Source organism: Desulfobacterales bacterium, from assembly GCA_021647905.1.
Taxonomy (GTDB): domain Bacteria; phylum Desulfobacterota; class Desulfobulbia; order Desulfobulbales; family BM004; genus JAKITW01.
In genome coordinates, this window is record JAKITW010000008.1 from 1 (window position 1) to 14,110 (window position 14,110).

Below are 14,110 nucleotides of genomic sequence, written 5' to 3' on the forward strand. Positions count from 1 at the left end.
CCAGGAAGCTGTAATGGAAGGTCAGTCCGGCGATCCACAGCCACTTGCTGGACTCGTGGGTCAGTTTCGGACCACCGTGGATCTCGGCCTTGGTGTTGCGGAACAGAGAGCGAAACAGGAATATCTCCAGCATCATCCGGACGACCACCTGGCCGGTGGTTGTGGGACAGTCATACTTGTCCTGCTTGATTCCGGGAACGGAATGGCTCTGACCGCAGGTTGTCGGGATCCGGAAGGGCACCGGCGACTTGGCCCAGCCCAGAACCTTGTAGACAAACCCTCCCAGAAACATCGCAAAGGCCAGATAGGGGAAGACCACCCCAAAGAGATACTGCAGGCCGGACACCTGTGCGCCCAGGAATGCAATCAACGCCAAGCCGATTACTGCAAGGAATGAATGCTTCATTTATCGTTACCTCGCTTCATGTTGAACTCTTAAGGTTACTTATGTTTTGCCGCGGACCCTTTGCGCTCTTGCCGGAGAAACGCGGACGGGCAGACCATGTCATCGGTCAGCACATGGTTCCCGCTCTTCAGTTCGTTCAGGCGGACCTGGAACAGCCGCTCCCGGCTGGCCATATATAAATCAAAGGCCATAAGCGCCAGGGAATCGACCCGGGCCTCGAACCCGGCCAGGTCGGCCGGCACTGTTGCGTCCCGCAGTTCCTTCCGTAACTCGTGCCGGACTATTTGCTTCAACCCGAACACAAAGGAGACGGCGTCGGAGGGAGAAAAGTCCTGAACAGCCCGGATCTTGATGATCTCCTCCAGGGGGGCCGCGGCCGTAGCCAGGTCACTGCCTGACACAAGCACCTGCAAGATTTTACCGATCCCGGCGGTTACCGTATATCCAATGGGATTGGCAAAACGGTTCTGTTGACTGTTGAGAAATTCAGGGGCCCCGTAAGTGGCCAGCACCAGCTTGATCCACTTTGCTCCGAGGTCTGCTCTCTTTTCGTCCAGCAAGGTATCCAGGCTCATTTTTTTATGTTGGGGCTGTCCCCAAGAGGACGGGTGGATATGATTGAATAGTCATTCATAATTGTAAGCGGATTTTCTATCATGTTTACAATGAATTTTCAACAAGAAAATAGTTGGGCCGTAATAAAGTCAACCCGAAAAAAAATCGGAAATTGGTTCGACCCCCGGGCCGGGTTGATCTTGGTCCTGACATTTGGTGCAAATTCAGATGGTTCCGGCGTCATACCACCTCGGCCCGCCACCGGATTCGATTCGGACGAAGTTTATTCTGCAATTTTATCAATAATCACGGGCTGGAGGCCGTAACCGGACCTGACGTTTGTGGTATAACGACCAATGAAACAAAAGACATGGGGCAGCCGGAGCAACCTGGATACCGGTGGCGGCGGCAGGAGTTGGATCAAAAACGGAAAAACTCTTGATGGTCAGGCAACCGGAGCGGCCGGGGATGCATCGTGGGCCTGCCAGCGGTTATGCAGCGCCAGGGCCTCGGCATAGGTAATCCCGGTGCCGCCGAAGATGTCCAGGCTGCTGCCCACGGTCACGTCAAGCCGCCCGTGGCTCAGTTCGCGGATCCGTTCAAGGTCGTCGATATTACGGACCCCGCCGGCATAGGTTGCCGGAATCGGGCAGCAGCGCCCCAGCTCTTCGACCAGGTCCTCGGCAATACCGGCGCACTTGCCCTCGACATCGGCGGCGTGAATCAGAAATTCGAAACAGTACTTGGAAAAATAGGAAAGGGTCTGGGAATTGATCACCACTTCGGTGAACCTCTGCCAGCGGTCGGTCACCACATAATAGAGCCCGTCCCGTCTGCGGCAGCTCAGGTCAAGGACCAGCCGTTCCCGGCCCACCAGGTCACGGAGTTCACGCAGCCGGTGTTCGTGGACCATGCCGCCCTGGAACACATAGGAGGTGACGATCACCGCCCCGGCGCCCCGGTCGAGCCAGGCAACGGCATTGTCCGCCTTGATGCCGCCGCCGATCTGCAGGCCCCCTGGAAAGGCCTGCAGGGCCTCCCGGGCCGCCTGCTCGTTACCGGGACCGAGCATGATCAGATGACCGCCGGCCAGGCCGTCCCGGCGATACATGCCGGCATAGTGGGCCGCGGACAGATCAGCGACAAAGTTGGTCTGGAGTTCCCGGGGCGAGTCCTCGCGCAGGGTCGAGCCGACAATCTGTTTAACCTTGCCGTGATGGAGATCGATGCAGGGCCTGAATCGCATGCCTTCCTCAAAAACGGTTGGCAGCCGCGGCGGTCGCTGTTTCTTCGATGCCGGCGGCGGCATTGGCTTGTCAGCCGATACAGATCACCGTAATCCGCATTTCCTGCACCGGTCGTTGCGAGAAGTCGGCAAGGGGCGTGGATACGAGGCAACACAAAGCAGACGCAGTACTTCCCTGGCTCGCCGCCGGAGTGCCGGTGAAAAATGCGGGGTTAACCCTCCTGAACCGTCATGCTGGACGGATCCAAGGCCAACACCTTACCAGGAACCACGCAGGCGGTCTCGTCCTTTATGACGTGAAGGTTGATTCCCGGGGCCTCGGGCTTGAGCACGATAACCGTTTCAAACAGGTCGGCGATATCGTGACAGGGCGCCGGTATCCCCTCCTTGCTGACCCGTTGGTCGGCCCGATGGCTCAATGCCGAAAACCAGACCTGCAGGTTCATCGAGGACATCAGGTCCTTGATATCAGCCACCTCGTCAAAATCAGCCGCGGAAAAATCAAAACCATCCACCACCACGCAGTCCGGCCGGAAGATATCCTGGTAGACCAGGTCGTTCAACCGCTCCTCCAGCTTGGGCCGGCTGAATACGGCCTCCTTAAAGGTCATGATCATCCGGTTGCGCTGAACATACTCCGCCAGTTCGGCGGCACGGTCGGCCGGCAGGTCGCCGGTGACATGCAGGAACATGTCATCATACCAGGCCCTGGCCTTTTCCAGCCCTTCACCCACACTGACATGCAGAACATTGCGGCCATGGAAGATGTTGTCCAGGGCGATCTGGACCAGGATGGCGGTCTTGCCCAGGCCGGCCCGGGCGATCACCACGCCCATCCGGCAGCCGGTCGAGTCCTCTCCCTGCTTCCGGTTCAATATACGCAGCGTTTTATTCATTACCAGGTCTTTATCTAACATGGCGTGACTCCTCTGATAAGTAAAACTTATTTCTTGTTCTTTTCTTCCTGGTACGCCTTGATTACGTCCTCGGCAACACTCTTGGGCACCGGCTTATAGGCACTGAACTCCATGGTAAACTCGGCCTTGCCCTGGGTCAGGGAGCGGAGCACCGTGGAATAGCCGAACATCTCCGCCAGCGGGACCTCGGCCTCCACCACGGTGTAGTTACTTTCCTCGGTGGTACCGATAATGATCCCCCGGCGCTGGTTCAGGCTGCCCATCACCGCGCCCTGGAACTCGGACGGTCCTTCCGCCGCCACCTTCATGATCGGCTCCATGATCACCGGCCTGGCCTTGAGGTATCCTTCCTTAAAGGCGCCCACTGCCGCCAGTTGGAAGGCCACATCCGAGGAGTCCACCGCATGGGCGGCGCCGTCGTTGATCACGCAACGGACCCCGGTGACCGGCGCGCCGGCCAGGGTGCCCTTCTGCAGGCTCTTGGTGAAACCCTTGTCGCAAGAGGAGATGAATTCCCGCGGAATGGCCCCGCCGACGATCTTATCGACAAACTCATACTCACCCTCTTCCAGGGGCTCCATGTAGCCGGCCACCCGGCCGAACTGGCCCGAACCGCCGGTCTGCTTCTTGTGGATGTAATTGAACTCGGCCCGCCGGGTGATGGTCTCGCGATAGGCCACCCGCGGCCGGCCCGCCTCCACCTCGGCCATGTACTCCCGCTTCATCCGCTCGATGTACACATCGAGATGAAGCTCGCCCATGCCCGAGATGATCGTTTCATTGGTCTCCGGATCGACAAAGGTCTTAAAGGTGGGATCCTCCTTGGTGAACCGGTTCAAGGCCTTGGACATGTTGCCCTGGGACTTGTTGTCCACCGGAATGATAGCCAGGGAAATGACCGGCTCCGGCACATGCATCGAACTCATGGACATCGAGACTTCGGGCGAGGTGAAGGTGTCGCCCGAGGCGCAATCAATGCCGAACAGGGCAACGATATCGCCGGGTCCGGCCTGCTCGATCTCCTCCATCTCATTGGCATGCATCCGGACCAGCCGTCCGATCTTGACCTTCTTGCCGGTACGGCTGTTGACAATGGTGTCACCCTTTTTCATCGCCCCCTGGTAGGTACGGACATAGGTCAACTGGCCGTAGCGGCCATCCTCGAGTTTAAAGGCCAGGGAGATCAAGGGTTTTTCCGGATCAGGGACAACCGTGAATTCCTGCTCGTCGTTGGCCATATCCAGGGCGGTGTTCTCGATATCCGCGGGAGCGGGCAGATAGTTGATCACCGCGTCGAGAAGGGGCTGGACCCCCTTGTTCTTGTAGGCCGAACCCACCAGCACCGGGGCCAGCTCCAGGGCCAGGGTTCCCTGCCGTACCGCCGCGATGATCATCTCCTCGGTGGGGGTGCCCTCAAGCGCTGCTTCCATCAGTTCATCGGAGAACATGGAGGCGGCATCCAGCAACTCCTCCCGCCGGGCCTCGGCCTCGGCCAGCAGATCGGCCGGGATCTCGTCGTAACGGATGGTTTCCCCCTGATCGCCGTCAAAATAGATCGCCTTCATCTTGACCAGGTCGATCACCCCGTTGAGGTCGCTTTCCAGCCCGATGGGGAGCTGCATCATCACCGCGTTGAGGCCCAGCTTCTCCCGGACCTGGCGGGCCACCCGCCCGGGGTTGGCGCCGGTCCGGTCGCATTTGTTGATAAAGACGATCCGCGGCACCTTGTAGCGGGTCATCTGCCGGTTCACCGTAATACTCTGGGACTGGACCCCGCCCACCGAACAAAGGATCAGGACCGCGCCGTCCAGGACCCGCAAGGCCCGCTCCACCTCGATGGTAAAGTCGACATGACCCGGGGTGTCGATGATATTGACCGTATGGTCCTGCCAGGAGCAGTAGGTGGCTGCCGACTGGATGGTGATCCCGCGTTCCTTTTCCAGGTCCATGGAGTCCATGGTCGCGCCGACACCGTCCTTGCCCCGCACCTCATGGATGGCGTGAATCCGCTGGGTATAGTACAGAATGCGCTCGGTCAGGGTCGTTTTGCCCGAATCGATATGGGCGCTGATCCCGATATTACGAACCTTGTCGATATTCCACTTCATTTTTCCGTCCTCAACCTTTCCGTGTTCCTTCTCGCGCAATCCGTTGAGACCCAGGTTCTCCTGTTCCCCTCTTCCGGATGCCACATTATACCTTATTCAAGATTTGTCGGTCTCGCAACAACCCGCTCGACGGACGTGATTCGTCTTGTAACTTGTTGATTTTATTGGGTGGCATTTGAAGCCTTTCGGGTTGTTACGAGTTCATCAAGATTTCCTCAAACCCCGGGCTTGATCCGCCGGGTCTTGCCATCTGCCAAAAAATGACGGCCCCTGTCAGAGGGGCCGTTTGCGGCGGGTAATACCCGGAGCTTCCGCCACTGTCAAGCAAAAAAAAACGCTGCCGCCGGCCCGCTTTCCGCAATGGCGGGGCAAACGATAAAAAAAGGGACTGATCACCGGGCATGGATGGTCGTCAAGACCGGCGATCCTGTTGTTCGCGGGTAAAATCACGGACAAAAAAAGGAGCTGCAGACAGGCTGCAGCTCCTCCATTTTTTTGCAGTGGTGCCGAGACCAGGATTTGAACCAGGGACACCCGGATTTTCAGTCCGGTGCTCTACCGACTGAGCTATCTCGGCTCCATCGTGAATGGAGACGCAACTATATGGAAGGGTGTTTTGTTTGTCAAGTTATTTTGTCGGTCTCGCAACAACCCGCGAGACGGACGTGTGTCACCTTGTAACTTGTTGATTTCATTGGGTGGCATTTGAAGCGTTTGGGGTTGTTACAGGTCCATCTATTTTGATGAACTCCCGGGAGGTCGGAATTCATCGAAAAATACACTGTAATTTCCAGCCGCGGCCCGTTGCCCGTGGAGTGACAACGACAATTAGGACGAGTACTCCTTGCGTTTGACCAGGACCACGGTGGCGGCCAGGTGATCATGCCAGGCACGCCGGTCCTTGTCCAGGGCGGCCCAGAGAAAACCAGCGCCAAGGGGAAGGGTTGAGACCAGGTAACCGACCCAGCGTAAAAACGCACCCCCCAGGGTCGCCGGCTGCCCGTCCGGGACAACCCGGATCCCCATGGCCAGCTTGCCCGGGGTCTGCCCGCCCCAGGCGGGCAACAGGGTAAAGTAGGCCATGCTCAGGACAATATAGGCCAGCAGAAAAATCGGCAGGCAAAGAAAGAGGGCAATGATACTACCGAGCAGGGCCCGGGCACCAAGACCGTTCAACCCGGCGACCACCAGGGCAAATACCGCCCCATGGCCCAGGGTGAGCAAGGCGCAATCGATCAAAAGGGCCATGGTCCGCTCGGCAAAGGTCGCTGCAACAGGGTCCGGCCGGTTACTCATCGTCAATTTCCAGGGTAAGACCGGAGTCCGGCGCCTTTGCTTCCGGGTCGGACCCCGGGTCGGCAACCGGCTTTTCCCCTTCATCATCCAATGCCAGGGTCAGGCCGGGTTCTTCGCCAGCCAGCGGGTCGGTAACGGAATCACCCCCTGAATCTTCAAAAAGATCCAGGTCGGTAAACAGGTCTTCAAACTCTTCCTCCTCGGCAACGGCCAGGTCGGGCTGGTCATCAACCGGACTCGCCGGGTCCCGGCCCAGGTCCAGATCATCCAGGCCGGCCAGGTCGAGCAGCACCTCATCCTCCCCGGCCCTGTCTGCCGATGTCACCGGGGGCTCTTCATCGGCCGGAAGATCAATGGCCGGTTCTGACTCATCCTCCAGAACAAGGGAAATCCGCTCCCCGGAAGCAACGGCGCCGCCGTCATCCTCCGGCTCGGCCGTTGCTTCCGGGACAACCCCTTCATCCGCCCCGGTTTCAACGGCCAGCTCAAGATCAATATCCGCCTCCGGCTCTATCTCCCTGCCACCGGCCGCAACCTCTTCCTCCTCCGGTTCAAGCTGGAAATCAACCTCCTCCCCTGACAGGGCCCCGGCAAGATCATCCCCCTCCGGTTCGAGCGCCCCGCCGCGATCGACCATGCCGTCAACCGTGGCAGCGAGAAAAAAGGGGGCGGTTACGGAAACACCGGTTCCCTGCAGCTGGTTGTCCGGCCCGGGAAACTCGCGGCCGCAACTGGCGCAGGAAGAGAGATCGTCAAAGGAGATATAGGCACATTTTGGGCAGCGCATCGAAAGATCCTCGTTCCAGGGTGTACGGTTGATCTTCGCCTCAAGGAGCCGGCACAGCGGTATCGATGCTTTTTGTATACAATAACAACGGGAAAGGATAAAGAAAAAAAGGCAACGCCTTACTCCGCGCCCTTGAATTCAGCGACCAGGGCCTGGATCGAGGCCTTGGCATCGCCGAAGTACATCCGGGTATTGGGATAGAAGAAGAGCGCGTTCTGGATCCCGGCAAACCCGGCGGCCATGGAGCGCTTGAGCACGATTACCGTCTTGGCCCGGTGGGTCTCGATAATCGGCATCCCGTAGATCGGGCTCGATTCGTCGTCCAGGGCGGCCGGGTTGACCACGTCGTTGGCACCGATGACCACGGCCACGTCCACGGAATCCATATTGGGGTTGATGTCATCCATCTCCACCAGTTGATCATAGGGGACATTGGCCTCGGCCAGGAGCACGTTCATGTGGCCCGGCATCCGGCCGGCCACCGGATGAATGGCGTACTGGACCTCGGTGCCGTTCTTCTCCAGCAGCTCGCCCAGTTCGCGGACCACATGCTGGGCCTGGGCCACGGCCAGGCCGTATCCGGGGACAAAGACCACGGAATCAGCCGCCTCCAGGATGTAGTAGACATCCTCGGCCGTGGCCGGCCGGACCTCGCCCTGGGGGCCGTCGCCCGACTTCTTGGCAACAGCGCCGAATCCGGAGAAAAGCACGTTGGCCAGCGACCTGTTCATCGCCTTGCACATGATCTTGGTGAGGATGATCCCGCTGGCCCCCACCAGGGCGCCGGCCACGATCAGGATGTTGTTATGGATCACGAAACCGGCGGCACAGGCGGCCAGGCCGGAGTAGCTGTTCAACAGGGAAATAATCACCGGCATGTCAGCGCCGCCGATGGGGATAACCGAGGTGATGCCAAAGAGCAGGGCCACCCCGACCACCACCAGGAAGTAGGTATACCCTGCCTCCGGACCATTGGCGAACATGACGCCGGCGCCCACCGCGGTGAGCAGGACCAGGCCGTTGATGATATGCTGGCCGGAAAAGACCAGCGCCTTGCTGGTGATGGTGCCGCTCAGCTTGCCGAATGCCACCATGCTGCCGGAAAAGGTGACCCCGCCGATAAAGGCGGACAGAACGGTGACAATGGCGATGAAGACCGACAGCTCGGGATGCTGGTGGTACTCGCCCCAGGCCAGCAGCAGGCTGGCAATACCGCCGAATCCGTTGAACAGGGCGACCATCTCCGGCATGGAGGTCATCCGCACCCGGTAGGCGGCCACCAGACCGATCACCGTGCCGATGGCCATGCCCAGGGCGATCCACTTATAATCCAGGCCCGAGTTCATCAGGGTGACCACAATGGCCAGCAGCATGCCCAGCGACGAGATCATGTTGCCGCGCCGGGCCGTGGCCGGGGAGCTGAGCATCTTCAGGCCGAAGATGAACAGCCCGGCCGAAATGACGTAGGTGAAGTTGATTAACAGCTCAGTGGTACTCATTGTCCGCCTCCCCCCTCTTTCTTCTTGAACATCTCCAGCATCCGGTCGGTTACGGCATAGCCGCCCACCACGTTAATGGTGGCAAAGGCCACCGCCAGGGTGCCGAGTACAATGGCCACGGTGACGTTGCCGGTCTTTACCGAGGCCAGGGAGCCGACCAGGGTAATGCCGGAGATGGCGTTGGAGCCGGACATCAGCGGAGTATGCAGGATCGAGGGCACCTTGGCGATGAGTTCGAACCCCAGAAAAATCGTCAGGACAAAGACAAAGGTCAGAAAAACGGCTTCCATTGATAAACCTCTTTTATTTCATGATGCTCTTGTAGGTTTCACTGAAGATCTCACCGTTATGGGTGATCAGCGCCCCCTTCATGATATCGTCGTCAAGATTGAGCTTAAAGGTCTTGCCCTCCTGGTCCCAGAAATGGGCAATGAAATTACCCAGGTTGGACGAGTACATCTGGCTGGCAGTGGCCGCCACCCGGCCGGGCAGGTTGCCCAGGCCGATGATATTGACGCCCTCCACCTCAATGACCTTGTCCGGCTCGGAGCCCTCGACATTGCCGCCGGTCTCCACCGCCATATCAACGATAACGCTGCCGGGCCGCATCCGGGCGATCATCTCCCGGTCAACGATCCTGGGCGCCGGCCGGCCAAAGAGCTGGGCCGTGGTGATCACCACATCGGCCTGGACGCAGGCCTTGGCCATGCCCTCCTTCTGTTGCCGGATCTGTTCCGGGGTCAGGGCCTTGGCATAGCCGTCCTTGGTCTGGCCGGTCTCGCCGAGATCGATCTTAACGAATTTGGCGCCCAGGGATTTGACCTGTTCCTCCACCACCGGCCGGGTATCGAACGCCTCCACCCGGGCCCCGAGCCGCCGGGCGGTGGCAATGGCCTGGAGTCCGGCCACGCCGACGCCGATAATAAAGACCCGGGCCGGCTTGATGGTGCCGGCCGGGGTGGTCATCATCGGGAAAATCTTGTCAAGCTGTTCCGCGGCCAGGATAACGGATACATAGCCGCCCAGATTGGCCTGGGAGCTTAAGACGTCCATCTTCTGGGCAATGGTGGACCGGGGCAGCATCTCCAGGCTGACCGCGTTGACGCCCGCCGCCTTGAGTTTTTCCAGCAGATCCGGCTCATTGAACGGGTCCAGGTAGCTGACATGGAGACAGCCCTTTTTCATGTCCGCCACCTCTTGCAGCGGCGGCTTGCGCAGCCGGAGGATAATATCCGCCGAACCGAGCAGGGCGAGACGATCCCGGTTAACCGTGGCGCCGGCCTTTTCATAGTCCGCATCCTGGTAGCGGCAGGTCAGCCCCAGGCCTGACTCGATTTCCACCCCGGCGCCAAGCTTGACCAGTTTGTCCACGGTGGCCGGTATGAGCGGAACCCGTTTCTCTCCCGGATGGGTTTCCTTCATTGCAGCAATCTTCATAACTGCGGCTCCTTTACTAGATTCTGTAGCAATGGCAGGCCAACGGTCTCGGGATCGAACCCGCAACCGACCTGCCCGTCATAAGAAGTGTGCCAGCGGACCGGACCGGCCCCAGGATCCTTATCATTCATGGATGGTAAAAAAATCCCGCAGCACTACCCCCTTTCGGCGACAGTTCGTGCCTCCAGGGCATAATTGCGGGAAACATTCCCTCCCTTAAAGCTGCATTGTTGTAACACGGAAGAGATGAGTTATCAACCCCGGACAGAAATCTCAGGGGTTGTGCGAATTACCATATTCCAGCGATAATTGCACCGGTTTATATGGGGGGCGCTCTGAAATTGTTGTCCCTGCCAGGGGGTGGCCGGCTTACACTGAACCGAACCGGGCCGCGAGTTGGCGGACATTTTTCTTCAGGGCAAAGCGGTCCCGGACCAGACTGCGGCCGGCCCGGGCCAGGCGCCCGGCCCGGGCCGGCTCCGCGTAGATCTGTTCCAGGGCCGCGGCCAGGGCCGCGGGATCGGCCGGTTCCACCAGGTAGCCGGTCTTGTCCGGCTGGATCAACTCGGGAATCCCGGAGAGGTTTGAGGCCAGCACCGGCAACTCGCAGGCCAGGGCCTCCATCAGGGAGACCGGGATGCCCTCCATCTTGCCGGCCGGGGTGACGATGCTGGGCTGGACATAACAGTGGGCCGAAGGCAATATCCCGGCCACTTCCTCCTGGGGCAGGGGGCCTGCCAGTTCGACTAAAGAGCCGAGCCGTTCCCGGGCGATCAGCCGGGCCAGGTTCCGGGCTTCCCCGCCGCCGCCGATGATCCGGCAGCGGAACGGAACCCCGCGGTCGCGGAGCAGACCACAGGCCCGGATCAGATAGGAATATCCCTTGTAGGGCTGCAGGCTGCCGATGCTGAGCAGTTCGAACCGTTGGCCCGGCCGGTGGGTGCCCTGCCGCGCGGCATACTGTTCCGGCTCAATGCCGCAGTGGATCACCTCAATCTTTTCCCGGACCCAGGGACCCACTGTCCGGGCCAGGTAGTCGCGGTTATATTCGGAGATGGCGACCACAAAGGAGGCCTCCCGGAGCTTCACGCCGAGCATGGTGGTATCAACAAAGATATCATGGGCATGGACCGTGATGCTGTAACTGATCCCGGTCAACCGGTGAATCAACCAGGCCACCAGGGCCGGATGGGTGGCATAATGGGCATGGATATGCTCGATCCCCTGCTCCTGCATCAAGCGGGCGGCGTATAACGCCTTGGGGAAAAGGGCCATGGCCCGGGCCAGAAACCTGCGGCTGGGCAGATTGCCGCGCACGGTGCGGGCGAACAGAGCGGCAACCACGGCCGGCCGGTGCGCCAAGGTGCCCAGCCCGGCCTCCAGGACCCTGGGCGAGAGAAAGGGAAGAAAACGGGCCCGGCCGAGCCAGGACTCCGCCTCCTGGTGGACCACCGGCTGTTGTTGCCGAATCAACGGGTAGAGAAAAATGGACTCGCCTTGCCGGACAAGCTCGCTCATCTCCCGTAAAATAAAGGTTTCCGGAAGATGGGGGAACCGGGACACCAGGTAGGCGATTTTTTTTCCCATGGGAATCAGCGGGCATGGAGACTGTTATGGAATTCGTTCGGGGGGGGTATTACCCTGCCTTCGTATAGAATAGGGCCTGGTGATTGTCAAGAAAAAATACGGAGATCCGGCCAACCGTTAATCCTTGACAGGTCCCGGGATCCGCTATTAGATAGTGTCTGACCGGCAAGAAGGATTCTTGGAGTCTCCCCATGGTTGCCGGCCTGCATCGCCCGCTGCCCGCGGGATTTTTTCAAAGCCGTCCCTTAAGCCTGGAGAGTACTTGTGATGCGAAAACTTTTTTTTCTCCTGTTGACCCTGTTGATTCTTGCCGTCGCATCCCTGGGCGTGCTCTATCTGGCCTCCGGCCCCCTGCTCGACCTCGGGACCAGGAAGGCCATTGCAATGATCGCCGCCAAGGGGGCTGACTACGGCATCGAGCTGACCAGCGTTGATTTTGCCCGGGCCGAACTGATCTCCTATGACCAGGCGGCCTGGCAGAATGTCTCGGCCCGGGTGAAGTTGAAGAAAAACAGCTATTTCCCCGAAGACCAGGCCATCTCCCTGAGAGTGGACCGGGTAAATCTCCGTCTGGTCGATATCAGCACCCGTTCCTTTCTCCTCCAGGCCAGGGGAATAACCGTAATTCCGCAGGCTGAAACCGCCAATGCCGGGACAGGCGGCCTGCACGCCGCGCCGTCGCGCCTTGACGGCGACGAACTGGTTGTCCGCTTTTCCCTGGATCCCCTGAATCCGGGGCGGGCCCGGGCTCAGGTGGCTGCGCTGGTTGCCGCTTGCCGCGATATGGTCAAGACCGGGACCTGCTCCCTGCCGGTCTTTTTCACCGGTTCGGTCACCTTTCCGATCCAGCGGAAGAGCCATACCGCCCGGATCATGATCAAGGAAGGGCCGCAGGGGTCTTCCCTGAGCATGAACGAACTTGACCTGGTCAGGATCTCCCAGGAGATGACCTTGAAACGGCCCCTGTCCCAGGCGGAAATAAGCCTGCTCGCCGCCAACCCGGTCAGGGCGCCCCGGCTCCTGCGGATCCGGGACCATGCCCGCTACACCGCTCAGCAGGCCGCGGCCCGGAGCGCCTCTGTGCCGGAGGATGCCTTCCGTCATGTGCTGTGGAGTTTTATCCTTACCCGGGAGTATGGGCCGGCCTTTGCCAAGCAGGTAACCGATGCCCATGAACAGGGGATGTCCGGCAACACCCGGGAGGAGACAATAATGGATCGCAACAACAATGCGGTGGGCCGGAGCTATGCCCGGCACCAGGCCGGGGAAGACAGCATCCTCGCCCGGGTGCTGGCCGATCCGGCGGTGATTCGCGACCCGGGAGAGGTGGCTGGGAAACGGTTGCGCCGATAATACATCCTTGCTCGACCCGCGATAAAAAAACCAGGGCAGGCGTTTCACCGCCTGCCCTGGTTTTTTTTTGCGTTTACGGCCAGCGCCAACCCTTACTGCCGCCCGGCCCCTTCCAGGGACTCGATATACATCTTCAATGAGCGCATCTCCACCGAGCGACCGTCGATTTTCCGGCCTGCCAACACCCCGGTAATACATTTATTGATCATCTTGACCAATTTGGGATTGGCAGAGGCCTTTTCAAGCCCCTTGCCGTCGGCATGGCAGGAGTTGCATGATTTGTCGTTGGCGGATCCGCCCAGGGCCGGATCATTGAAGAGCTGTTTGCCCAGGTCCACCGACGACCTGGCGGCCAGGGCCGAGCCGGCCAGCAGAAGGGAACCGGCGAGCAGCAGACTGATCACAAAAAACTTGTTGTTCATGACGTTCCTCCTTTTTTTGAAGTCATTCACCTTTGTCGGTCTCGCAACAACCTGCTCGACGGACGTGATTCGTCTTGTAACTTGTTGATTTTATTGGGTGGCATTTGAAGCCTTTTGGGTTGTTACGAGTTCATCACCTTTGTCGGTCTCGCAACAACCTGCTCGACGGACGTGATTCGTCTTGTAACTTGTTGATTTTATTGGGTGGCATTTGAAGCCTTTCGGGTTGTTACGAGTTCATCACCTTTGCCCGGTGACACAAATCAACACCAGCTTGTACAGATGCCACAAAAATCAAAATGACACAATACCAGGAGGTTACGAGGAAAATGTCAGGTAGCAACCTGCCAGAAACCTAGGAATATACCCCCTTTACCACTAGGAAAAATGTTTCATACGGCCTTATTGCAGGAAAATCTGACAGGAAAAAGCTAGGGCGCAAACAAACAAAAAAAGGCGCAGAAATCGAATTCCTGCGCCTTGAAAGGGATTCAAGA

13 protein-coding genes and 1 tRNA gene are annotated in these 14,110 nt (G+C 59.2%); 1 reads left to right on the forward strand and 13 read right to left on the reverse strand.

What is annotated here, in order from left to right; genetic code table 11:
• The 12 genes from L3J03_02410 to L3J03_02465 all read right to left on the reverse strand — a co-directional run.
• Positions 1-406 (reverse strand): menaquinol oxidoreductase (locus L3J03_02410; GenBank protein MCF6289843.1); only part of this gene is annotated, 406 nt, incomplete at its 3' end.
• 35 nt (positions 407-441) lie between these two features.
• A complete protein-coding gene (locus L3J03_02415; GenBank protein ID MCF6289844.1) occupies positions 442-981 on the reverse strand; it encodes an RsbRD N-terminal domain-containing protein in 540 nt (179 codons plus the stop codon).
• A 425-nt stretch (positions 982-1,406) separates the two neighbouring features.
• Positions 1,407-2,207 (reverse strand): phosphoribosylformimino-5-aminoimidazole carboxamide ribotide isomerase, encoded by an 801-nt coding sequence (gene hisA / locus L3J03_02420; protein MCF6289845.1) that lies wholly within the window; start codon positions 2,205-2,207, stop codon positions 1,407-1,409.
• Between the two features lie 212 nt (positions 2,208-2,419).
• Positions 2,420-3,124: a hypothetical protein gene (locus L3J03_02425; protein ID MCF6289846.1), complete on the reverse strand. Its 705-nt coding sequence runs from the start codon at positions 3,122-3,124 to the stop codon at positions 2,420-2,422.
• 26 nt (positions 3,125-3,150) lie between these two features.
• Positions 3,151-5,232, reverse strand: a complete 2,082-nt coding sequence (gene fusA / locus L3J03_02430; protein ID MCF6289847.1) for an elongation factor G — start codon at positions 5,230-5,232, stop codon at positions 3,151-3,153.
• A 501-nt stretch (positions 5,233-5,733) separates the two neighbouring features.
• Positions 5,734-5,809, reverse strand: a tRNA-Phe gene (locus L3J03_02435).
• 251 nt (positions 5,810-6,060) lie between these two features.
• Positions 6,061-6,528, reverse strand: coding sequence for an RDD family protein (locus L3J03_02440; protein MCF6289848.1), 468 nt, complete (start codon positions 6,526-6,528; stop codon positions 6,061-6,063).
• Positions 6,521-7,315, reverse strand: a complete 795-nt coding sequence (locus L3J03_02445; protein ID MCF6289849.1) for a hypothetical protein — start codon at positions 7,313-7,315, stop codon at positions 6,521-6,523. Before L3J03_02445 ends, L3J03_02440 begins: the two co-directional genes overlap by 8 nt.
• Before the next feature lie 119 nt (positions 7,316-7,434).
• A complete protein-coding gene (locus L3J03_02450; GenBank protein MCF6289850.1) occupies positions 7,435-8,814 on the reverse strand; it encodes an NAD(P)(+) transhydrogenase (Re/Si-specific) subunit beta in 1,380 nt (459 codons plus the stop codon).
• Complete coding sequence (locus L3J03_02455; GenBank protein ID MCF6289851.1) at positions 8,811-9,104, reverse strand: NAD(P) transhydrogenase subunit alpha; 294 nt, start codon at positions 9,102-9,104, stop codon at positions 8,811-8,813. The genes L3J03_02450 and L3J03_02455 overlap by 4 nt, the downstream gene beginning before the upstream one ends.
• A gap of 13 nt (positions 9,105-9,117) precedes the next feature.
• Positions 9,118-10,251 (reverse strand): Re/Si-specific NAD(P)(+) transhydrogenase subunit alpha, encoded by a 1,134-nt coding sequence (locus L3J03_02460; GenBank protein MCF6289852.1) that lies wholly within the window; start codon positions 10,249-10,251, stop codon positions 9,118-9,120.
• 369 nt (positions 10,252-10,620) lie between these two features.
• Positions 10,621-11,838, reverse strand: coding sequence for a glycosyltransferase (locus L3J03_02465; protein MCF6289853.1), 1,218 nt, complete (start codon positions 11,836-11,838; stop codon positions 10,621-10,623).
• Between the two features lie 264 nt (positions 11,839-12,102).
• Here L3J03_02465 and L3J03_02470 point away from each other — a divergent pair, with 264 nt between their 5' ends.
• Positions 12,103-13,191 (forward strand): hypothetical protein, encoded by a 1,089-nt coding sequence (locus L3J03_02470; GenBank protein MCF6289854.1) that lies wholly within the window; start codon positions 12,103-12,105, stop codon positions 13,189-13,191.
• 92 nt (positions 13,192-13,283) lie between these two features.
• On the opposite strand, the gene L3J03_02475 is transcribed toward L3J03_02470, so the two are convergent.
• Complete coding sequence (locus L3J03_02475) at positions 13,284-13,613, reverse strand: cytochrome-c peroxidase (protein ID MCF6289855.1); 330 nt, start codon at positions 13,611-13,613, stop codon at positions 13,284-13,286.
• Positions 13,614-14,110 lie beyond the last annotated feature (497 nt).

What these genes read in the sequence shown, in the direction of transcription:
- L3J03_02440 (MCF6289848.1), bottom strand. Translation starts at nt 6,528, where the DNA reads ATGAGTAACCGGCCGGACCCTGTTGCAGCGACCTTTGCCGAGCGGACC.
- L3J03_02460 (MCF6289852.1), bottom strand. Translation starts at nt 10,251, where the DNA reads ATGAAGATTGCTGCAATGAAGGAAACCCATCCGGGAGAGAAACGGGTT.
- L3J03_02465 (MCF6289853.1), bottom strand. Translation starts at nt 11,838, where the DNA reads ATGGGAAAAAAAATCGCCTACCTGGTGTCCCGGTTCCCCCATCTTCCG.
- fusA (MCF6289847.1), bottom strand. Translation starts at nt 5,232, where the DNA reads ATGAAGTGGAATATCGACAAGGTTCGTAATATCGGGATCAGCGCCCAT.
- hisA (MCF6289845.1), bottom strand. Translation starts at nt 2,207, where the DNA reads ATGCGATTCAGGCCCTGCATCGATCTCCATCACGGCAAGGTTAAACAG.
- L3J03_02450 (MCF6289850.1), bottom strand. Translation starts at nt 8,814, where the DNA reads ATGAGTACCACTGAGCTGTTAATCAACTTCACCTACGTCATTTCGGCC.
- L3J03_02455 (MCF6289851.1), bottom strand. Translation starts at nt 9,104, where the DNA reads ATGGAAGCCGTTTTTCTGACCTTTGTCTTTGTCCTGACGATTTTTCTG.
- L3J03_02475 (MCF6289855.1), bottom strand. Translation starts at nt 13,613, where the DNA reads ATGAACAACAAGTTTTTTGTGATCAGTCTGCTGCTCGCCGGTTCCCTT.
- L3J03_02425 (MCF6289846.1), bottom strand. Translation starts at nt 3,124, where the DNA reads ATGTTAGATAAAGACCTGGTAATGAATAAAACGCTGCGTATATTGAAC.
- L3J03_02445 (MCF6289849.1), bottom strand. Translation starts at nt 7,315, where the DNA reads ATGCGCTGCCCAAAATGTGCCTATATCTCCTTTGACGATCTCTCTTCC.
- L3J03_02415 (MCF6289844.1), bottom strand. Translation starts at nt 981, where the DNA reads ATGAGCCTGGATACCTTGCTGGACGAAAAGAGAGCAGACCTCGGAGCA.